Annotated in this window: 20 protein-coding genes and 1 riboswitch; of the genes, 11 read left to right on the forward strand and 9 right to left on the reverse strand. The window is 69.4% G+C overall.

Annotation, left to right across the window (positions count from 1 at the left end):
• Positions 1–12 precede the first annotated feature (12 nt).
• The 3 genes from AC07OY_RS25440 to metH form a co-directional block, all read right to left on the reverse strand.
• Positions 13–465: a glycine zipper 2TM domain-containing protein gene (locus AC07OY_RS25440; RefSeq protein WP_495045383.1), complete on the reverse strand. Its 453-nt coding sequence runs from the start codon at positions 463–465 to the stop codon at positions 13–15.
• Between the two features lie 49 nt (positions 466–514).
• The gene (locus AC07OY_RS25445) at positions 515–1,081 is read right to left on the reverse strand and encodes a glycine zipper 2TM domain-containing protein (RefSeq protein ID WP_495045384.1); all 567 of its coding nucleotides are present in this window, start codon (positions 1,079–1,081) and stop codon (positions 515–517) included.
• 95 nt (positions 1,082–1,176) lie between these two features.
• On the reverse strand, positions 1,177–3,873 hold the full coding sequence (gene metH, locus AC07OY_RS25450; RefSeq protein WP_495045385.1) for a methionine synthase: 2,697 nt from the start codon (positions 3,871–3,873) through the stop codon (positions 1,177–1,179).
• Between the two features lie 18 nt (positions 3,874–3,891).
• Positions 3,892–3,958: riboswitch (S-adenosyl-L-homocysteine riboswitch) on the reverse strand.
• An 85-nt stretch (positions 3,959–4,043) separates the two neighbouring features.
• On the opposite strand from metH, the gene AC07OY_RS25455 reads away from it, so the two are divergent.
• The 6 genes from AC07OY_RS25455 (at position 4,044) to AC07OY_RS25480 (ending at position 10,244) form a co-directional block, all read left to right on the forward strand.
• Positions 4,044–5,246 carry an HD-GYP domain-containing protein gene (locus tag AC07OY_RS25455; RefSeq protein ID WP_495045386.1) on the forward strand — a complete coding sequence of 401 codons (1,203 nt, stop codon included), beginning with the start codon at positions 4,044–4,046 and terminating at the stop codon, positions 5,244–5,246.
• Positions 5,247–5,346: 100 nt separating this feature from the next.
• Complete coding sequence (locus AC07OY_RS25460; RefSeq protein ID WP_495045387.1) at positions 5,347–5,736, forward strand: GntR family transcriptional regulator; 390 nt, start codon at positions 5,347–5,349, stop codon at positions 5,734–5,736.
• Complete coding sequence (locus tag AC07OY_RS25465) at positions 5,733–6,617, forward strand: ABC transporter ATP-binding protein (protein WP_495045388.1); 885 nt, start codon at positions 5,733–5,735, stop codon at positions 6,615–6,617. Before AC07OY_RS25460 ends, AC07OY_RS25465 begins: the two co-directional genes overlap by 4 nt.
• Entirely contained in the window at positions 6,614–7,282 is a 669-nt protein-coding gene (locus tag AC07OY_RS25470) for an ABC transporter permease (protein WP_495045389.1), read from the forward strand. Before AC07OY_RS25465 ends, AC07OY_RS25470 begins: the two co-directional genes overlap by 4 nt.
• A gap of 8 nt (positions 7,283–7,290) precedes the next feature.
• Positions 7,291–9,390 carry an ATP-binding cassette domain-containing protein gene (locus tag AC07OY_RS25475; protein WP_495045390.1) on the forward strand — a complete coding sequence of 700 codons (2,100 nt, stop codon included), beginning with the start codon at positions 7,291–7,293 and terminating at the stop codon, positions 9,388–9,390.
• Between the two features lie 92 nt (positions 9,391–9,482).
• Entirely contained in the window at positions 9,483–10,244 is a 762-nt protein-coding gene (locus AC07OY_RS25480; protein ID WP_495045391.1) for an ABC transporter permease, read from the forward strand.
• Here AC07OY_RS25480 and AC07OY_RS25485 read toward each other — a convergent pair.
• The 3 genes from AC07OY_RS25485 to AC07OY_RS25495 form a co-directional block, all read right to left on the reverse strand.
• Positions 10,241–11,029 carry a hypothetical protein gene (locus AC07OY_RS25485; RefSeq protein ID WP_495045392.1) on the reverse strand — a complete coding sequence of 263 codons (789 nt, stop codon included), beginning with the start codon at positions 11,027–11,029 and terminating at the stop codon, positions 10,241–10,243. The two genes, AC07OY_RS25480 and AC07OY_RS25485, sit on opposite strands and share 4 nt — an antisense overlap.
• A gap of 41 nt (positions 11,030–11,070) precedes the next feature.
• Positions 11,071–11,829, reverse strand: a complete 759-nt coding sequence (locus AC07OY_RS25490; RefSeq protein ID WP_495045393.1) for a hypothetical protein — start codon at positions 11,827–11,829, stop codon at positions 11,071–11,073.
• A 108-nt stretch (positions 11,830–11,937) separates the two neighbouring features.
• Positions 11,938–13,224, reverse strand: a complete 1,287-nt coding sequence (locus AC07OY_RS25495) for a S8 family serine peptidase (RefSeq protein WP_495045394.1) — start codon at positions 13,222–13,224, stop codon at positions 11,938–11,940.
• Between the two features lie 77 nt (positions 13,225–13,301).
• Between AC07OY_RS25495 and AC07OY_RS25500 the strand changes: the two genes are divergently transcribed.
• Together AC07OY_RS25500 and AC07OY_RS25505 are read left to right on the forward strand one after the other, a co-directional pair.
• A complete protein-coding gene (locus AC07OY_RS25500; RefSeq protein WP_495045395.1) occupies positions 13,302–13,808 on the forward strand; it encodes an RNA polymerase sigma factor in 507 nt (168 codons plus the stop codon).
• Positions 13,805–14,395 (forward strand): RT0821/Lpp0805 family surface protein, encoded by a 591-nt coding sequence (locus AC07OY_RS25505; protein WP_495045396.1) that lies wholly within the window; start codon positions 13,805–13,807, stop codon positions 14,393–14,395. Before AC07OY_RS25500 ends, AC07OY_RS25505 begins: the two co-directional genes overlap by 4 nt.
• Positions 14,396–14,401: 6 nt before the next feature.
• On the opposite strand, the gene AC07OY_RS25510 is transcribed toward AC07OY_RS25505, so the two are convergent.
• The 3 genes from AC07OY_RS25510 to AC07OY_RS25520 form a co-directional block, all read right to left on the reverse strand.
• The gene (locus AC07OY_RS25510; RefSeq protein WP_495045397.1) at positions 14,402–14,695 is read right to left on the reverse strand and encodes an antibiotic biosynthesis monooxygenase family protein; all 294 of its coding nucleotides are present in this window, start codon (positions 14,693–14,695) and stop codon (positions 14,402–14,404) included.
• Between the two features lie 7 nt (positions 14,696–14,702).
• The gene (locus AC07OY_RS25515) at positions 14,703–15,140 is read right to left on the reverse strand and encodes a nuclear transport factor 2 family protein (RefSeq protein WP_495045398.1); all 438 of its coding nucleotides are present in this window, start codon (positions 15,138–15,140) and stop codon (positions 14,703–14,705) included.
• 230 nt (positions 15,141–15,370) lie between these two features.
• Positions 15,371–16,003: a TetR/AcrR family transcriptional regulator gene (locus tag AC07OY_RS25520; RefSeq protein WP_495045399.1), complete on the reverse strand. Its 633-nt coding sequence runs from the start codon at positions 16,001–16,003 to the stop codon at positions 15,371–15,373.
• A gap of 121 nt (positions 16,004–16,124) precedes the next feature.
• On the opposite strand from AC07OY_RS25520, the gene AC07OY_RS25525 reads away from it, so the two are divergent.
• Genes AC07OY_RS25525 through AC07OY_RS25535 form a run of 3 tightly spaced genes read left to right on the forward strand, consistent with a single transcriptional unit; the run spans position 16,125 to position 20,266 of the window.
• Positions 16,125–17,456 carry an NAD(P)-dependent oxidoreductase gene (locus AC07OY_RS25525; protein ID WP_495045513.1) on the forward strand — a complete coding sequence of 444 codons (1,332 nt, stop codon included), beginning with the start codon at positions 16,125–16,127 and terminating at the stop codon, positions 17,454–17,456.
• Positions 17,449–18,756 (forward strand): NAD-dependent dihydropyrimidine dehydrogenase subunit PreA, encoded by a 1,308-nt coding sequence (gene preA / locus AC07OY_RS25530; protein WP_495045400.1) that lies wholly within the window; start codon positions 17,449–17,451, stop codon positions 18,754–18,756. The genes AC07OY_RS25525 and preA overlap by 8 nt, the downstream gene beginning before the upstream one ends.
• 10 nt (positions 18,757–18,766) lie before the next feature.
• The gene (locus tag AC07OY_RS25535; RefSeq protein WP_495045401.1) at positions 18,767–20,266 is read left to right on the forward strand and encodes a CoA-acylating methylmalonate-semialdehyde dehydrogenase; all 1,500 of its coding nucleotides are present in this window, start codon (positions 18,767–18,769) and stop codon (positions 20,264–20,266) included.
• Positions 20,267–20,379 lie beyond the last annotated feature (113 nt).

The following is a 20,379-nucleotide window of genomic DNA, read 5'->3' on the forward strand; positions in this document are numbered from 1 at the left end:
CGCACGGTGGGGTCAGCGGCGGACGAGCATGCCGTCGCGCTCGCGCACCGTATCGCCGGCGGTGAGCATGGGATCGGCGCTCATCTCGACGCGGCGCATCTGGCCGCTGCGGTCGACCACCTGGGCCACCCAGACGGTGGACTTCTTGGCGTTCTTCTCGACCTCGTTGCCGGCATAGCCGCCGGCCACCGCGCCGCCCGCGGTCGCCAGCTTCTTGCCGGTACCGCCGCCGATCTGGTTGCCGAGCAGGCCGCCGATGACGGCGCCGCCGACCACACCCAAGCCGCTGCCCTTGCCCTGGCGCGTCTCGGCATGGATCTCCTGCACCCACAGGCAGTCGCGGCACAGCGCATCGCGCTGGGCCTGGGTGGGAATGGACAGCACCGGCGCGGGATGGTCATCCGCACGGGCCACGGTGGACGACAGGGCGGCCGCCAGGGCGGCGGTGGTCATCAGCAATTTCATCGCTTCACTCCTTGGAACCCGCCCTGTTGTTGCCGGACATCGCCGCGCTTCAGACGCGCGAGAAGCCGTTCTCCGTCAGCCTGACCTCGTCGCCGGCGCGCAGGCCCGGATCGGCGCTGCGCTCGAAGCGGCGCAGGCGGCCGTCGCGCTCGCGCACCTGCACGATCCAGACGGTGTAGCTCTTCTGGTTCTTCTCGATCTCGTTGCCGGCATAGCCGCCGCCAACGGCACCCGCCACGGTGGCGATCTTCTTGCCGTTGCCGCCACCGACCATATTGCCCAGCAGGCCGCCGACGACGGCGCCGCCCACGGCACCCACGCCGCTGGCCTTGCCGCGGCGGGATTCGGTATGCACATCGGTCACGCGGCCGCAGCTGCTGCACAGGGCCGGTTGGGCCTGGCTTTCAACCACCGGCGCCGGCTGGCTCTGGCGCACCGGGTCGGCGCTGGCCAGACGCTGCGGCTGTGCCGCGGGAGCCTGGGTCGCCGCGACGACCGGCTCGCTGTCCGCCGTCTGCGATCGGCCCACCGCGTAGGCGCCGCCGAGCAGCGCCAGCACGACGGCCACGCCGGCGACGATCTGGGTGGACTTGACGGAATGTGTGGGGGTCGACATGGGGCCTCTCCGGGGCTGTTCGTATGACCCGCAGGATGCCGCCCCCCTGCGGCCCGCCCTGTAGGACGAGGCCGCTTCGACCTAGGGGTGTCGACCTAACCCAACAGCGGCGCCAGTGCGCGGCGGGCCTCGGCCTCGCCCAGGCCGCAGCGCGCGGCCCAGTCGGCGAGCTGGTCGTCGCCAATGCGACCGACGTTGAAGTAGGCCGCGTCGGGATGGGCCAGGTAGAAGCCGCTGACGCTGGCCGCCGGCGTCATGGCCATGCTGTCGGTCAGGCCCATGCCGATCTCGTCCGGTGCCAGCACCTTGAAGAGATCGCGCTTGGACAGGTGATCCGGGCAGGCCGGATAGCCGGGTGCGGGGCGGATGCCGCTGTACTTCTCGGCGACCAGTTCCTCATTGCTCAACGCCTCGTCAGCGGCATAGCCCCAGAACTCGCGGCGCACGCGCTCGTGCAGCCATTCGGCCGCGGCCTCGGCGAGGCGGTCGGCCAGGGCCTTGAGCATGATGGCCGAGTAGTCGTCGTGGGCCGCCAGGAAATCGGCTTCCTTCTTGTCGACGCCCAGGCCGGCCGTCACGGCAAACATGCCCACGTGGTCGCCCTGCTCGGCGACGAAATCGGACAGGCAGCGGTTGGGCCTCTTCACGCCTTCGACGACCGGCCGTTCGCTCTGCATGCGCAGGCCGCGCCAGGTCATCGGCGGTTCGCTGCGGATCTCGATGTCGTCCTCGTTGACGCGCGCCGCCGGGTAGAGGCCGAAGACCGCATGGGCCTGCAGCCAGCGGCCGTCGATGATCTTCTTCAGCATGGCCTGGGCGTCGGCGAAGACCTTGCGCGCTTCGGTGCCGACGACGGCGTCGTCCAGGATGGCCGGGTAGGGGCCGGCCAGGTCCCAGGTCTGGAAGTAGGGGCCCCAGTCGATGTAGCGGGCCAACTCGGCCAGGTCGAGGTTCTTCAGCACGCGGCGGCCGGTGAACTTCGGCGCCGGCGGCACGCGGGCCATGTCCAGCACGGCCTTGTTGGCGCGCGCCGCGGCCAGCGTGACCAGGGGCGTCTGCTTCTTGTTGGCGTGCAGCTGGCGGGTCTTCTCGATGTCGGCACGCAGCTCGGCGACATAGGCCGCGGCGCGCTCGTCGCTGAGCAGCTCGGAGCAGACGCCCACGGCGCGCGAGGCATCGGGCACGTAGACGACCGGGCCCTCGTAATGCGGCGAGATCTTGACGGCCGTGTGCACGCGGCTGGTGGTGGCGCCGCCGATCAGCAGCGGCATGTGGCGCGAGGCGAAGTAGGCATCGCGCTGCATCTCGGCGGCGACATGCTGCATCTCCTCGAGGCTGGGCGTGATCAGGCCCGACAGGCCGATGATGTCGGCGCCCTCTTCCTTGGCCTTCTTGAGGATGTCCTGGGCCGGCACCATGACGCCCATGTTGACGACCTCGTAGTTGTTGCACTGCAGGACCACCGTGACGATGTTCTTGCCGATGTCGTGCACATCGCCCTTGACGGTGGCCATGACGATCTTGCCCTTGGGCTTGGCGTCGCCGCCGCCTTCGATCAACAGGCGCTTTTCTTCCTCGATATAGGGCAGCAGGTGGGCGACGGCGGACTTCATCACCCGCGCGCTCTTGACGACCTGGGGCAGGAACATCTTGCCCTGGCCGAACAGGTCGCCGACGACATTCATGCCGGCCATCAGCGGGCCTTCGATGACGTGCAGCGGCCGGCCGCCACCGGCCTTGATGGCGACCCAGGCTTCCTCGGTGTCCGCAACGATGAAGTCGGTGATGCCGTGCACCAGCGCATGCGACAGGCGCTCGTTGACGCTGCCGGCACGCCAGGCCAGGCGGGCCGAGTCGTCCTTGCCGGCGCTCTTGGCGCGGTCGGCGATCTCGATGAGGCGCTCGCCGGCATCGGGGCGGCGGTTCAGCACCACGTCCTCGACACGCTCGCGCAGCTCGGCGTCGAGGTCGTCGTAGACGCCCACCATGCCGGCGTTGACGATGCCCATGTCCATGCCCGCCTGGATGGCGTGGTACAGGAAGACGGTGTGGATGGCCTCGCGCACCGGCTCGTTGCCGCGGAAGCTGAAGCTCACGTTGCTCACGCCGCCCGACACCTTGGCACCCGGCAGGTTCTGCTTGATCCAGCGCGTGGCCTCGATGAAGTCCACGGCGTAGTTGTCGTGCTCCTCAATGCCTGTCGCGATGGCGAAGATGTTGGGGTCGAAGATGATGTCCTCGGGCGGGAAGTCCACCTCGTCGACGAGGAAGCGGTAGGCCCGCTCGCAGATCTCGGTCTTGCGCGCGAAGGTGTCGGCCTGGCCCTTCTCGTCGAAGGCCATCACGACGGCCGCCGCGCCGAAGCGCTTGACGAGCTTGGCCTGGCGCTTGAATTCGGCCTCGCCTTCCTTCAGCGAGATGGAATTGACGATGCCCTTGCCCTGGATGCACTTCAGGCCGGCCTCGATGACGGCCCACTTGGACGAGTCGATCATGATCGGCACGCGCGCGATCTCGGGCTCGCCGGCGATCAGGTTCAGGAAGCGCACCATGGCCGCCTGGCTGTCCAGCATGGCCTCGTCCATGTTGATGTCGATGACCTGGGCGCCGTTCTCGACCTGCTGGCGGGCGACGGCCAGGGCGTCCTCGAACTGGCCCGCCAGGATCATGCGGGCGAAGGCCTTGGAGCCCGTGACATTGGTGCGCTCGCCGATGTTGACGAACAGGCTGCTGGCGTCGATGGCAACGGGCTCGAGGCCGGAGAGCTTGAGGGGAGGCGGGGCGGTGGTCATCGACGGACTCGTGGGGAGGTTCGATGAGCGCCGTTGGAAATCCGAGCCTGGCAGGTGCTGAACCCGTCGCAGCGCTCCTCGGATGAGCCGGGAATTCTACGCAGGGGGCCCTTCGCTGTCGCTCAAGAACGCCTCCGCAATGCCGAAGGCCGTTGAGAATGCCGCAATCCATGGCCTCCGAACTCATCCCCCTGCCCGCCCGCACGCTGCGGCTGGGCATGACCCTGCCCTACGACCTCTTCGACGCCGGCGGCAAGCTGCTGTTCGCGCGTGGCCAGGTGCTGCGCGACTCGCCCCAGGTGCGCAGCCTCATCGACGGCGGCGCCTGGGTGAATTCCGCCGACACCATGGAATACCAGCGCGCCCTGGCCCACCGCCTGGACACCATGGTCATGCAGGACGTGTCGCTGTCCGACATCGCCAAGGCCGACGGCAGCTTCCGCCTGGACGCGCAGGCGCCCGCCAAGGTCGAACTGGGCCCGCGCGAGGTCTGGTCAGACCTGCTGATGCACACCCACAGCCTGCTGCGCGAGGCCGAGCCGGCGGACTTCGCCACCCGGTTGGCCACACTGCGCGACACGGCCCTGAAGCGCCTGCACGCCCATCCGGATTCGACGCTGATGCTGCTCATCTTCGAGAGCAGCCAGGAGTTCGGCGACTACAGCGCCCGCCATGCCCTGCTGACCCTGCTGGTCTGCGACCTCGTCGCCCAGCAGCTGCAACTGGCGCCGGAGCTGCGCACTGCCCTGCAGGGCGCCGCGCTGACGATGAACTACGGCGCCACCGCCGCTCATGACCGCATGGCGGCCCAGCTCGACGCCGCCACGCCGGCCCAGCGCCAGGCCCTGGCCGCCCATGGCGACCGTGCCGCCCAGCGCCTGGCCCAGGTCGGCGTCAACGACGCGGTCTGGCTGACGGCGGTGCGCCTGCACCACGAGGCCGGCCCCGGGCCGCTGGGCGGCCGCAGCGACGGCGAGAAGCTGGCGCGCCTGCTGCGCCGCATCGATCTCTTCGGCGCCCGCCTGTCGCCGCGCCGCAGCCGCCAGGCCATGAGCGGCGCCGCCGCGGCCCGCGCCGTCTTCCTGGACGAACTGGGCCAGCCCGACGAAGCCGGCGCCGCCCTGATCAAGACCGTCGGCCTCTATCCGCCCGGCAGCATCGTGCGCCTGGCCAATGGCGAGGTCGGCCTGGTCTTCAAGCGCGGCTTCAGCGCCAACGAGCCGCTGGTGGCGGCCCTGATCGGCAAGAGCGGCAGCCCCTTGAGCAATCCGGTGCCGCGCGACACCCGCCTGGCCTCCCAGGCCATCACCGCCAGCCTGGCGCCGGCGGAGTTCAAGCTGCGCGTCAATCTGGAAGCGCTGCTGAAGCTTTGACGGCCGGCTGAGGAGTCCTCAACGCAAAAGCGGCCCACGGGCCGCTTTCTGCATTCCGGGGCTTGCAATCCACCAACTGTGCACATAGCATATACACACAATGCACAGTGGACTCCTGATTTCCCAGGCCGACGCGCGGCCGATGTATCTGCAGATCACCGAGCAGATCCGTCAGCGCGTCGCCGCGGGGGATTGGCCGCCGGGCAAGGAACTGCCGTCCATCCGGGCGCTGGCGGCCGACCTGAGGGTGAGCGTCATCACCGTCAAGCGCGCCTACCTCGACCTCGAGACGGAGGGCGTCATCGTGACCCGACATGGCAAGGGCTCCTTCATCGCCGACGCCCTGGACCTGGCCCAGGCCGGGCAGCGCGCCGAGCTGGACGGCCATCTCGCCGCCGCCAGCCGCATCGCCCGCACCCTGGGCCTGCAGGAGCCCGAACTGATTGAACGACTGCGCCACGCGCTGAACCCCCAGGAGCCGACGGAATGAGCGCCACCCAGGCCATCGCGATGAAGGGCGTCAGCAAGGCCTTTCGCTTCTTCACGCTGGAAGACGTGTCGCTGGCGCTGGAGCAGGGCCAGATCATGGGCCTGGTCGGCCCCAATGGCGCCGGCAAGAGCACCACCATCCGCCTGCTGATGGGCCTGCTGGCGGCCGACGCGGGCGAGATCCGCCTGCTCGGCCACGCCATGCCCGAGCATCAGGCCGCGGCCAAGGCCGAGGTGGCCTTTGTCAGCGATGACATGCGCCTCTTCCAGCACGCCACGCTGCGCTGGCATATGGACTGGGTGGCCTCGATGTTCCCCGGCTGGGACGCCGCCTATGCCTCCCGGCTGCTGAAGCGCTTCGGCCTGCATGCCGAGCAGCCGGTCAAGGGCCTGTCGACGGGCGAGCACATCAAGGCCGCCCTGCTGCTGGCCCTGGCGCGCCGGCCACGCCTGCTGGTGCTGGACGAGCCCACCTCGGGCCTGGACCCGGTCGCGCGGCACGAGCTGCTGACCGAGTTCATGGATGTGCTGCGCGACGACAGCCGCTCCATCCTGTTCTCCTCTCACAACACCGTGGACGTGGAGCGCATCTCCGACCGCATCACCTTCATCGACCGCGGCCGCGTCGTTGCGTCCAGCGACAAGGAAGACTTCCTCGAGCGCTGGCGGCGCGTGCAGCTGCGCACGGACACGCCGCTCCGCGACCTGCCAGAGATCGTCCACAGCGAGCGCGATGGCGCCCTCGTCACGCTGACCGTCGACGGCTTCTGCGACGACTTCCTGGCCCGCCTCGGCGCCCCGGTACAGACCGTGCAGCGCATGAGCCTGGAAGAGATCTTTGTCGCCACCGTCATGCACAGCCGGGAGGCTCGCGGCCTATGAACCTCGTCGTGCGCAAGCTCATCGCCAAGGAGCTGCATCTGAACCGCTGGTTCCTCGTCAGCGTCACCGCGGCCGGACTCGCCAGCCTGGTGGTGGCGCCGGGCGGCGAGGGTCTGTTCCAGGTCGGTTTCCTGGTCTGGCTGACGGCCGTCATCGCCCTGGGCGTCATGCTGGCCATCTTCGGCGTCGCCAACGAGCGCAAGGAGCGCGCCCTGCTCTTCGTGCTCAGCCTGCCGCTGTCGCCGCGGGACTATGTGCTGGCCAAGCTGCTCGGCCTGCTGCTGTGCTTCCTGCTGCCCTGGAGCGTGCTGAGCGGCGGCGCCCTGGCCCTGGTGGCGCTCACGCCCGGCATCCACGACGGCCTGCTGCCCTATGGCGTGCTGCTGTGCGTCTACCTGCTGGCCAACTACGCGCTGGTGCTGTGCGCCACCCTGCACATCAAGTCCGAGGCCGGCATGGCCGGCGTCATCGTCCTCACCAATATGTCGGTGTCCCTCTTCATGATGGGCATCCCCCGCATCGCTGAAATCGGCCAGCACATGGCCGCCGCTGCGCCGGTCTGGAACGGCGCCTTCTGGCAGGTACTCGCGGCCGAGCTCGCCGTGACCCTGCTCGCCCTGTCCCTGCCCCTGCTCATCGCCGCGCGACGGCGCGACTTCCTCTAGGAGTTCCCATGAACCCCCACCCCAACGGCGAGAGGCTGCACGCCCTCGACGCAGTGCGGAGCTTTGCCCTTTTGCTGGGCGTCGCCTTCCACGCCATGCTGTCCTTCATCCCCGGCATGCCGCCCGGCGTCTGGGCCATGGTCGACAACTCGCCCAGCCCCTGGCTGGCCGACGCGAGCTTCGTGGCCCACAGCTTTCGCATGACGCTGTTCTTCTTCATCGCCGGCTTCTTTGCGCGGCTGCTGCACCAGCGCCTGGGCACGGCCGGCTTCTGGGCCAACCGTGGCAAGCGCATCGCCGTGCCGCTGGTGGTGGGCTGGCTGCTGCTGTTTCCGGCCATCGCCTTCGTCTGGTATCTGGGCCTGCAGAAGGTCTTCCATGGCGCACCACCCGCCATGCCGGAAATGCCCAAGCAGCCGGGCGCCTTCCCGCTGACGCATCTGTGGTTCCTCTACCAGCTGCTGTGGCTGTATGCCGGTGCGCTGCTGGCGCGCAGCCTCATCGTCCGCTTCGACGGCCAGCAACGACTGCGCGGCCTCGTCGATCGCGTCGTGACCGGCGCCATCCGCTGGCCGGCCGGCGCGCTCATGCTGGGCCTGCCCCTCGCCAGCGCCCTGCTGTCCCTGCCGATGTGGCTGCCGATGATCGGCATCCCCACGCCCGACCAGTCGCTGATCCCGCAACTGCCCGCCACCGTGGGCTATGGCGCGGCCTTCGCCTTCGGCTGGCTGGTGCAGCGCGCCCCCGGAGCGCTGGCCGCCTTGCGCTCCCGCTGGCTGCCGCATCTGCTGCTGGCGATCGCTTCCTCGGGCGTCTGCCTCTACATCCTGAAGACCCAGCCGCTGTTCGGCATGCCCGAGCAACCGAAACTGATCTTCACGCTGTCCTTCGTCGCGTCGAGCTGGGCCTGGAGCTTGGGCGTCACGGGCCTGGCCCTGCGCTTCCTGTCCGGCCATCACCCAGCCTTGCGCTATGTGGCCGACGCCTCCTACTGGATCTACCTCGTGCACCTGCCCCTCGTCGCGGCCCTGCAGGTCTGGGTGGGCGACTGGCCCCTGCACTGGAGCCTGAAGTACCCCTTCATCGTCGCGGCCAGCCTGGCGCTGCTGCTGTCGAGCTACCACCTGCTGGTGCGCTCGACCGTCATCGGCAGGCTGCTGAATGGCAAGGCCTATCCGCGCCGGGCCATCGCAGCCCCAGCCCCGGTCGAAGCGCCCATCGTGGGCGACGTGGTCGCCTCGCTGCGCGGCGTGTCCAAGCGCTATGGCGCGCTGGAGGCCCTGAACCGCCTCGACCTCGACCTCAAGCGCGGCGAGCTGCTGGCCCTGCTCGGCCCCAACGGCGCCGGCAAGTCCACGGCCATCTCGCTGTGGCTGGGCCTGCAGGAGGCCGACAGCGGCAGCGTGCTACTACTCGGCGGTTCGCCGCAGCAGCTGCAGCAGCGGCTCGGCCTGGGCGTCATGATGCAGGACGTCGAGCTGCCCAAGGACTTGAAGGTGCACGAGCTGGTCGCCCTGTCGGCCAGCTATTACTCCCAGCCGATGACGGTGAAGCAGGCGCTGGAGCGCGCCGGCATCGTCGAGCTGGCCCAGCGCCCCTACGGCAAGCTCTCCGGTGGCCAGAAGCGCCAGGTGCAGTTCGCGCTCGCCATCTGCGGCCGGCCCCAGGTGCTCTTCCTCGATGAGCCCACCGTCGGCCTCGACCTCCAGGCCCGCGAGGCGATGTGGAACAACATCCGCGCCCTGCTGCGCGAGGGCTGTTCGGTGCTGCTGACCACCCATTACCTGGAAGAGGCCGAGGCCCTGGCCACCCGCGTCGCGGTGCTGAACAAGGGCCGCCTGATCGCCTCGGGCAGCGTCGACGAGATGCGCGCCCTGGTGTCGCGCCGCCACATCCGCTGCAACACCACGCTGCCGCCCATCGAGGTGAGGCGCTGGGCCGGGGTTGTCGACGTGGCTTGCGACCACTCGCAGCTGTCCATCGTCGCGACCGATGCCGAGGCCGTCGTGCGCCGCCTGCTCGCGGCCGATCCCGCGCTCTCGCGCCTGGAAGTCCGCCAGGCCGGGCTCAACGATGCCTTCAACGAACTGACCCGGGAGGCCGCATGAGCCCCGCACGGCCGCCCGAAGGGGCTCTACTCCCGCTTGGCGGGACAGCGCACAGCGCGAAGGGTGCACCAATGACTGCCTTGACCCACCCTATGCCCATGCCCGCAAACCGCACGCTGGCGGTCTACGCCCTCGAGATCCGGCTGGAACTCGTCCGTTTGCTGCGCATGCCGGCCTTTGCCCTGCCGATGTTTCTGCTGCCGGTGGCCACCTATCTGCTGTTCGCCTTCGCGGTGGCCGGCGAGGCGGTGGCCAAGGACCCGGATGCGGGCCGCTTCATGTTCGCCGGCTTCTCGGTGATGGCCGTCACGATGGCGGCCCTGTTCGCCACCTGCCCCAATCTCGCGATGGAGCGCGAGCAGGGGCTGCTGACGCTCAAGCGCGCCCAGCCGGCGCCGCCCGGCGCCTGGCTGACGGCCAAGATCGTCGCCGGCGTGGTCTGCGGCGCCCTGGCCTATCTGCCCATCCTGGTGCTGGCCGCTGTCACGGGCCAGGCCCATCTGAGCGCTGCGCAACTGGTGGCCATGAGTGCCGTGCTTGTCGCCGGCACGATTCCCTTCTGCGCCCTGGGCGTCATGCTGGGCGCACTGACCAGCGGCTCGGCAGCGCCGGCCTATGCCAACCTGGCCTATCTGCCGGGGCTGTATCTGTCGGGCGTGTTCTTCCCGCTCCCGAAGTCCATGCACTTCCAGACCGTGTTCTGGCCGCACTTCCATCTCGACCAGCTGGTCTTCGCCGCTGGCGGTGTGAGCAAGTTCCGCTGGATCGCGCCGGAGATGGCTTTTGCCGTGCTGCTGGGCTTCACGGTGATGTGCAGCGCCGTGGCGGTCTATCGCTTGAAGCAGCGCGGCTAGCAGGGCACGGCCATCAATGCGACGCCCAGCGCCGTGGCGACGCCATTCACGACCAGGGTGCTGGCACGCGCGCGGTTCCAGGCCACATCGGCCAGACCCGCAATGGCCAGCGTCAGCCAGGGCACATAAGCCCAGCCGAGGTAGTCGCTCAACAGAATCGTCTGCAACCAGTTCTGCGAAAACAGATAGGCGCTGGCCACCACCGCGGCGGCACCCAGCAATACCGCAGCGGGCACAAGCAACTGAACCGTGGCCCGCCGACGCATGAGGGCAACGACGCCCAGCAATGCGAACACCACCGCATTGCTGGCGGCAAAGATGCGCAGTTCCCGCATCAGCGCACTGGACACCTCGGCGTACTTGGCCTGAGCGAACTGCCGCAGCTTGTCGTTCAGCGAACCCAGCTGCTCGATCCGCCCTTCCCATCCCGAACGTTCCAGCTCACGCCATTTGCGTCGGCAAGGGCAGTCGGGATCCTGCATCTCCCGCACCGTCAGTTCAACCAGCGCACGACGAGCCGCGGCGATCTCATCGGCATGCTGGCGCAGCTTCTGCTCGGCAGCGCGTACCAGGCCCGGCTTCTCCAGGCTCTGCCAGCGCGCCTCGACGCGGCTCTGCACCTCATGCCCAATGGCCTGGCGCGCCCACCTTTCCACCTGAAGCGGCGCCGCGAATGAAAGCGCCAGCAGGGCCGTGCACAACAAGAAGCCCAACGCGGAGGTGGCCAGGATCAGGATTCGCATGCGCCCTATCTTCACCGCCCCTGCCGAGGCTGCCAAAAGCAAGGCGGCCCGCAGGCCGCCTGGTCCATCAGCCGTGGCGACGATCAGCGCTTGGCCGAGCTGTCGGCCGCGGCGTTCAGCGCGACGCCGTTATCGGTGCGCGTGGCCTTGGCCGAGGCGTTGCCTGCAGCTTGCGTGTTGCGGCCGGCGGCCTGGCCGCTGGCGTTGCCGCCGACTTCCTTCTTGCTGGCATTGCCGCTGGCGTTGCCGCCCAGGGCCAGCGGCGAAGCCGGCGGTGCGGGCGTCGTGGTGGCCGTGGGCGTGGCCGGTGCGGCGGGTGTCGTGCCCGCCGGCGTGGCGGGCGCGGCCGGCGTCGTCGCGGCCGGCGTGTCGCTCGGCTTCAGCGCGCCGCTCAATGCGCCACTGCCCTGTCCGGCCAGGCTGCCGCTGACGCCGTTGGCCGTGCCGTTCAGCGCGCCGGTCACGCTGCCGTCAGCGCTGCCGGAAGCATTGCCGGCCGTGTTGCCCAGTGAGTCCTTGGCGCCGTCAGCGGCGGTCTTCAGCTCGCCCACCTTGCCAGTGGCCGTGTCCTTGACGCCGCCGACGGCACCCTTGGTCTTGTCCAGCGCGCCCTTGACCAGCGAGCCATCGGCCGAGCCGCTGGCGTTGCCGTTGGCACGGCCGCCGACGTCGAGCTGGCGCGGCGAGACCACGCCATTCAGGCCACCGGTCAAGCCGCCGGTGAGACCACCACCGGCGCCGCCGAGCAGGCCGGCGTGGGCGTGAGAAGCGATCAGAGCAGCGGCCATGGCGGCAACGCTCAAGGTGCTGCGAAGAACTTCGGTGTGACGGGTTGCAAACATGAGGGATCTCCGGATGTCGTTGCGGAAGAGCCAGCCATTCCGGCCCTTTCACTGAGTACAACGACCGCCGGCGCCACATGCTTCCCGGCCGGGATGCAACGCTTTGTGTCAGCGCCGCTGGCGAGCCTGCAAGTGCTCGGGCACGACGCGCAGATCCTCGGCGACCAGGCCTCGGCCATAGACAGCATCGCGGCCTGGCGCGCCCAGGTCGATGGCCCCCGACGCCAGCCTCTCGATGGCGGCGGCGGCAGCAGCCACATCGGGCTGACGGAGTTCGGCCGCAAGCAGGCCCGCCACAAGCGGCGCCGCGAACGAAGTCCCGCGCGCAATGCCATAGCCGCCGCCCTTGCGCGCGACGGCGAGGTCGGCGCCCGGCGCCGTCAGCAGCACCTGCGCCCCCTGCGCGGCCTCGACCAGCACGCGGCGGTTGGGATGGATGCCGGTCACGCCGACCACGCCGGCATAGGCCGCCGGGAACAGCGGCGGCGCGGCCGGGCCGTCATTGCCCACGGCCGCCACCAGCAGATGGCCACGCTTCACGAGGGCTGCCACGCCCAGCTCCAGCAGGCGGTTCTGCGGCCCGACCAGGCTGACATTGATGACGGCGACGCGCTCGCGCGCCAACCAGGCCAGGGCCCGCACGACCTCCTCGGCCGAGCCGCCGTCCGGCCTGTCGCAATAGACGTCGGCGGCGAAGAGCTCGGCCTTGGCGGCCGCGCCTTCAAAGCCCCGGTCGCGGCCGACCAGCAGGGAGGCCACCGCCGTGCCGTGCTCGCTGGGCAGCACGCTGCCGCCGCAGCCCAGGCTGTTGCCGCCGGCACGCCGCAAGGCCGCGTGGCGGCGGTCCACACCGCCATCGATGAGGCCCACGCGCACCGGGCCCGTCTGCTGGATGGGCGCGCCCTGAGCAGCCGCCACCTCGCCGCTGCGCGAATACAGATGGTTGAAGTCGGCCTGCAGATCGGGTTGGGCGGCGCGCAGCTTCTCCAGCGCCTCGGCCGTGCCCAGGCCGGGCGGCACGCGCAGCACCACCTCGCGCAGATCGAGCTCGGGCCAGGCTTCCTCGCGCAGCTTGACCAGACCCAGGGCCGCCGCCGTCGCCAGCGCCGCCTCGCTGGGCGCCAGCAGCAGCAGCTCGGCCCGGCGGATCAACTCGCCACGCGGGTCGGCCTCGACGACGTCGGGGTGGCGCTGCAGCAGGTCGCGCACCTGGGTCAGGCGCAGGTCGACGAGCTGGGTTGTGGACGACAGCAGCTCGGGCAGGGGCTGCACCACGCGGTCGACGACCCGGTCCACCACGCCGGGCAGGCGCTGCACGCCCGGCAGCTGCGGCAGGCGCAATTGGGCCTGGGCCGCGAGGCTCACGCTCAGTGACAGGGCAACAAAGGCTTTCATGGCAATCGGGTGGTTTGTTGAGGATAACGAGCGAGGGTGGGAAGAAAATCCATGCCTCGTCCGTTGTTCCGGTATCGATGCCCGCAACCCTTTCCGAACTTCGCCAGGAGATCGCCTCTCTGCTGCCGCGGCTGCGCCGTTTCGGCCGCACGCTGGCCCACTCCCGCGAAGACGCCGACGACCTCGTGCAGGTCGCCATCGAGAAGGCCCTGACCCGCACCGACCAGTGGACGCCTGGAACGCGTCTGGACAGCTGGATGTTTCGCATCATGCAGAACGCGTGGATCGATGAACTGAGGGCGCGCGAGCGGCGCGGCCAGACCTTTCTGCCCGAAGAGGAAGGCGAGCATGTCGGCGACGGCGGGGCAGGCTCGGGTTCGGGCTCGCAGCTCGACGCCATCCTGGTGCGCAAGGCCGTGGCGAAGTTGAGCGACGAGCACCGCGCCATCGTCGGCCTGGTGCTGGTCGAAGGCCTGAGCTACCAGGAGGCGGCCGAGACCCTGGGCGTGCCGGTCGGCACCGTCACGAGCCGCCTGGCCCGCGCCCGCGAGGCGCTGCAGGAATTGCTGGGAGAGTGGCCATGAGCCGCAGTGAAGATGAGATGCTGAAGGCCGAGCGCGCCCGCATGGGCGCGGCCTTCGCCGATGTGTTGAAGGAGCCGGTGCCGGATCGCCTGAAGGCCTTGCTGGCCGAGCCGGCAGCCCAGGTCGTGGATCTGGGCGCCGTGCGCGCCCAGCGTCGCGGCATGTCGAACTGGATGGCCTGGGGCGGCATGGCGGCCACGCTGGTGATGGGCACGCTGATCGGCACGCGCCTCACGCCGTCGGGCGATGAGCGCCTGCTGGCCAGTGGCGCGATTGCCCAGGCCCTGGACACGCAGCTGGCCAGCGCCCCGGGCGGCGCGGTGGCCGTGCAGCTCAGCTTCAAGGCCAAGGACGGCCGCTGGTGCCGCAGCTTCTCGACCAGCGCCTCGGCCGGCCTGGCCTGCCGCGAGGCGGATGGCGCCTGGGCGCTGCAGCAGGTCGCGGCCGTGAGCGGTTCGGGTGGCGAGATGCGCCAGGCGTCGAGCAGCCTGCCGCCCTCCGTGCTGGCCGCCATCGACGCGGCCAGGGCCGGCGAGGCTTTGAATGCCGAACAGGAGAAGGCGGCCCGCGACGCCGGCTGGCGCTGACAGGCGTCAGAGCACGGTGCTGAAGTGCTCCATGCTCGGCGGGCTCGCGAAGAAGCTGCCGATATGGCTGCGCCAGACGGCGAACAGCGGTCCGTTGCGGAAGCCCTGCATATGGTCATCCAGCGTCTGCCATTCGACGAGCAGCACATAGCGCTCGGGCGACTCGAGGCCGCGCTCGACGCGGGCGCTGATGAAGCCCGGCGACTGCGACAGCGCCTCGGCAATGCCCAGCTTCAGCGCGGCTTCGAAGGCCGCCTGCTGGCCGGGATGGATGCGGAAATCGGCAATCTCAAGGATCATGGCGAGCTCACTCGGGAATGCGGCTGATCTGCACGCTGACGATCTTCCAGGCCCCGTTGCGGCGCACATAGATGTCGATGTAGCGGTAGTGGCTCTTGAAGGCCTGGCCCTCGTAGCTGCCGGTCATGCGCGTGCGGCCGCTGACCAGGGCGGTGTCGCCGTAGACACGCACCTCGAAGTCTTCCACCGTGTAGGGATCCAGCACCAGCGCGGGCGACACCAGGCCGTCGACGAAGCTGGCCTGGGTCTCGACATTGCCGCGGCCATCGATCTGGCGGAAGTCCGGCGCCATATTGGCCTCGATGGCGGCGCGGTCCTTCCTGACGATAGCCTGGTCCCAGGCATCGGCCTGGGCCTTGAGCTGGGCCACCAGCTTGGCCGGTGGCGCGGCCAACGCCAGGCCGCTGAACGCGAGTGCGGCCACGGCCAGCAAAGCGCGGCGCATGAATTCTGCGGGCCGAGCGACGGGCCGCTCCCTAGCCGGCCCGCGCTGGCGATGTGCTTGCGGCTCGATGCCGCAAGCACCGCCGTCCCCGCGGGGGCTGAGGCCGGACACATTGCGCCCAGTGGGCGCGATGTGCCTGCCGAAGGGCTGCGGTGCGAGCCGCGGCGCGGTCTGCAAGACCGACCAGGCATGCCCGCGTCCAGCGGGGCAGGACTGGGCGAGGGGCTCCGTCATGGCTTGAGGCTGCGCCAGATCAGGCTGGTGATCAGTTCGCGCGCGGCCTCGAAATCGGACTCTTCCAGCCGCGGCTTGCCCATGTAGAGGGAGAACTGCGGCCCCAGGTCGGCGTAGGCCTGGGTGGACGACCAGATCAGGAACATCAGATGGGTGAAGTCCACGCGCCGGATCAAGCCCTCGCGGGCCCAGCCCTCGAAGCGGTCCACGTCGGCGTGCAGCAGCGGCATGACCTGGGCCTTGAGTACATCCTGGTAGCGCGGCGCGCCGGCCATGATCTCGCGCGTGAAAACGGCGTTGCCGCTGGGCCGCTCGCGGCTGAAACGTAGCTTCACCGCCACATAGGTCTGGATGGCCGCCTCGGGCTCGTCGGCCTCGGCAATGGCCGTCATGTTCTCCATCCACTCGCCCATGACGCTGTCCAGCACGGCGCGGTAGAGCTCCTCCTTGCTGGGCCAGTGGTAGAGCAGGTTCTGGCGCGACAGATCGAGCACGGCGGCGATGCTGTCGAGGCTGACGCCTTCAAATCCGTAACGGGCAAACTGGCGTTCGGCTTCGGCAAGGATGGCCTCCTGCTTGCGCAGGGTGGCGGCGCGCGGCGTGCGCGTCACGGCGGCGGTGTCGGTCATGGCCCGCATTCTGACGGGGCGCACCAAGCCGGCCCTGCGGGTTTTTACGCTTCGGTCAATTTTTACAGGGTAGTAATGTTTGACTGTTTTGTCTTGGGAGACTCCCGTGGACCTTGCCGACATGAAGTCGGGCCGCCTTGAGGCCGCCGACTATGACCAGAACTTTGCCGACGCCCACCCGCCGCTGAACCGCACGCAGGCGCTCATCGAGGCCGAGCGTTGCTACTACTGCTACGACGCGCCCTGCCAGACGGCCTGCCCCACCGGCATCGACATCCCCAGCTTCATCCAGCGCGTGGCTCAGGACAATGTGCGCGGCGCGGCCGAGGCCATCCTGACGGCCAACCCGCTGGGCGGCATGTGCGCCCGGGTCTGTCCGACCGAGGTGCTGTGCGAGCAGGCCTGCGTGCGCAACACCAATGAGAGCAAGCCGGTCGAGATCGGCCTGCTGCAGCGCTTCGCGGTCGAGGGTCACTTCGCCAATCCCGGAGCCAGGCCGCTGTTCGAGCGCGCGGCGGCGACCGGCAAGCGCATCGCTGTCGTCGGCGCCGGGCCGGCCGGCCTGGCCGCGGCCCACGGCCTGGCGCGGCGCGGCCACGACGTCGCGCTGTTCGACGCCAACCCCAAGCTCGGTGGCCTGAACGAATATGGCCTCGCCACCTACAAGGTCGCCGGCGGCTTCGCGCAGAAGGAGATAGCCTGGCTGCTCAGCATTGGCGGCATCAGTCCCAAGCTGGACTGTCGGCTCGGCCGCGACATCACCCTCGACGGCCTGCTTTCTGAATACGACGCGGTCTTCCTCGGCCTCGGCCTGGCCGGCGTGAATGCGCTGGGCATTGCCGAGCCGCAGGTCACGGGCCTGCGCAATGCGGTGGACTTCATCGCCGAGCTGCGCCAGAGCGAGCCGGCCCAGGTAGCCGTGGGCCGCAAGGTCGTCGTCATCGGCGGCGGCATGACGGCCGTGGATGCGGCCGTGCAGAGCCGGCTGCTGGGGGCCGAGCAGGTGACCATGGTCTACCGCCGCGGCATGGAGGGCCTGTCGGCCTCCGAGCACGAGCAGCACTGGGCGCAGACCAATGGCGTGACCATCCGCTGTTGGGCGCGGCCCCTGTCCGTCGAGGCGGCAGGCGGCGTGCTGCGCGGCATGCGCTTCGCGGCGACGAGGCTGGAAGGCGGCAAGCTGGTCGACACCGGCGAGCAGTTCTTCCTCGAGGCCGACATGGTGCTGCGCGCCATCGGCCAGACCTATGAGGCGGCACCAGCCGGCGCCGGCATCGAGCTGCAGGGCGGCCGCATCAAGACCGACGCGCAGTTCCGCACCAGCCTGGCCCGCGTCTGGGCCGGCGGCGACTGCCGCTACGGCGGCCGCGACCTGACGGTGGAAGCCGTCGAGCACGGCAAGCGCGCCGCGGAATCCATTCACGCTGAACTGACGGGGGTGGCCCATGGCTGACCTGAGCACCGATTTCCTGGGCATCAAGAGCCCCAACCCCTTCTGGCTCGCCTCGGCCCCGCCGACCGACAAGGAGGTCAATGTGCGCCGCGCCTTCGAGGCCGGCTGGGGCGGCGTGGTCTGGAAGACGCTGGGCGAGGACCCGCCGGTCGTCAACGTCAACGGCCCGCGCTACGCCACGCTGTGGAGCCAGGACCGCCGCGTCATCGGCTTCAACAACATCGAGCTGATCTCCGACCGGCCGCTGCAGATCAACCTGGACGAGATCAAGCGCGTGAAGCGCGACTTCCCGGACCGGGCCATGGTGGTGAGCCTGATGGTGCCGGTCAACGAGCCGGCCTGGAAGGCCATCCTGGAGCGCGTGGCCGACACCGGCGCCGATGGCGTGGAGCTGAACTTCGGCTGCCCGCACGGCATGAGCGAGCGCGGCATGGGCTCGGCCGTCGGCCAGGTGCCGGAGTACATCCAGCAGGTCACCGAGTGGTGCAAGAAGCACACCAAGATGCCCGTCATCGTGAAGCTGACGCCCAACATCACCGATGTGCGCTTCCCGGCCCGCGCGGCCAAGAACGGCGGCGCCGATGCGGTCAGCCTCATCAACACCATCAACTCGGTGATGGGCGTGGACCTGGACCGCATGACCATGAGCCCGGTCACCGACGGCCTGGGTTCGCACGGCGGCTACTGCGGCCAGGCCGTCAAGCCGATTGCGCTGAACATGGTGGCCGAGATCGCCCGTGACGCGGCCACCGCCGGCCTGCCCATCAGCGGCATCGGCGGCATCACCACCTGGCGCGACGCGGCCGAGTTCATCGCCATGGGCTGCGGCACGGTGCAGGTCTGCACCGCCGCCATGGTCTATGGCTTCAAGATCGTGCAGGACATGTGCTCGGGCCTGAGCAACTTCATGGACGAGAAAGGCTACAGGACGCTGGCCGACTTCCAGGGCCGCGCCGTGCCCACGGTGAAGAACTGGAACCAGCTCAACCTGAACTACGTCGAGAAGGCCGTCATCGACCAGGACAGCTGCATCCAGTGCGGCCGCTGCCACGTCGTCTGCGAGGACACCTCCCACCAGGCCATCTTCGCCACCAAGGACGGCAAGCGCCATTTCCATGTCAACGACGCCGAATGCGTCGGTTGCAATCTCTGCGTGTCGATCTGCCCCGTCCCTGGCACCATCACGATGCGCAAGCTGGAGGCCGGTGAGACGGATGCCCGCACGGGCCGCGTCATCGACGGCAGCTATGCGAACTGGACCACGCACCCCAACAATCCCATGCGTTCCGGGTGCGCATGAAGGAAGCGTCATGAGCCATTACGAAGTCGCCCACTGGATCAACGGCAGCGTCACGCGCGGCCAGGCCAAGGGCCAGCAGGACATCTACAACCCCGCCACCGGCGCCGTGCAGGGCAAGCTGCTGCTGGGCAGCGTGGCCGACCTGGACGCCGCCGTGGCCAGCGCCACCAAGGCCGCCAGGGCCTGGGCGCAGACGCCGGCCCTGGCACGCTCGCGCGTGTTGTTCAAGTTCCTGTCCATCGTGCAGGACAAGCGCGATGAGCTGGCCGATGCCCTCGTCCGCGAACATGGCAAGACCAAGCCCGACGCGCTGGGCGAAGTGGCCCGCGGCATCGAGAACATCGAGTTCGCGACCGCCATGCCGCAGCTGCTGAAGGGCGAGTACACCGAACAGGTCGCCCGCGGCCTGGACGCCTGGAGCGTGCGCCAGCCCCTGGGCGTCGTTGCCGGCATCACGCCGTTCAACTTCCCCGCCATGGTGCCGATGTGGATGTATCCGCTGGCCATCGGCTGCGGCAATGCCTTCATCTTGAAGCCCAGCGAGCGCGACCCGAGCGCCTCGCTGCTGATGGCGCAATGGCTGAAGGAAGCCGGCCTGCCGGACGGCGTGTTCAGCGTCGTGCAGGGTGACAAGGACATCGTCGACGCCATCCTGGCCCACCCCGGCATCGCGGCGGTCAGCTTCGTCGGCTCCACGCCGGTGGCCGAGCACATCTACAAGGTCGGCTCAGCCCACGGCAAGCGCGTGCAGGCCCTGGGCGGCGCCAAGAACCACATGGTCGTCATGCCCGACGCCGACCTCGAACAGGCCGTGGACGCGCTGATGGGCGCGGCCTATGGCTCGGCCGGCGAGCGCTGCATGGCGATCTCGGTGGCCGTGGCGGTGGGTGACGCAGCCGATGCGCTGGTGGCGGCACTCGCGCCCAAGGTTGCCGCGCTGAAGATCGGCGAGGGCCATGGTGCCGGCATGGAGATGGGCCCGCTGATCACGCGCGCCTCGCAGCAGCGCGTCGAGCGGCTGATCGGCGAAGGCGTTGCCGCTGGCGCCAAGGCCGTGGTCGATGGCCGCGGCTACCGCGTGCCGGGTCATGAGGACGGCTTCTTTGTCGGCGGCACGCTGCTGGACGGCGTGTCGGCCGAGATGAGCTGCTACACCGAGGAGATCTTCGGCCCGGTGCTCTGCGTCGTGCGCGTGCCCGACCTGGCCGCGGCGCTGGCGCTGATCGAGGCCAACGAGTATGCGAACGGTGTGGCCATCTTCACCCGCGACGGCCACGTGGCGCGCGAGTTCGTGCACCACATCCAGGTCGGCATGGTGGGCGTCAACGTGCCCCTGCCGGTGCCCATGGCCTTCAACAGCTTTGGCGGCTGGAAGCGCAGCCTGTTCGGCGACCATCACGCCTATGGCCCCGAGGCGGTGCGCTTCTATACCAAGCACAAGGCCGTCATGCAGCGCTGGCCCGACAGCCTGCCCAAGGGCCCGCAATTTGCTTTTCCTCAGAACACCTAACTGGAGTTCGTATGCAACCTCTCGTCTTGGCGTACCCATTGCGGGCTGAGCGCTGGGCCGCTCCCGAGCCGGCCCGCATCCCCTCGGGGGATCGGCCGATGTACTCGTCGGAC

It is taken from the genome of Roseateles sp. GW821-FHT09H10, from assembly GCF_059415865.1.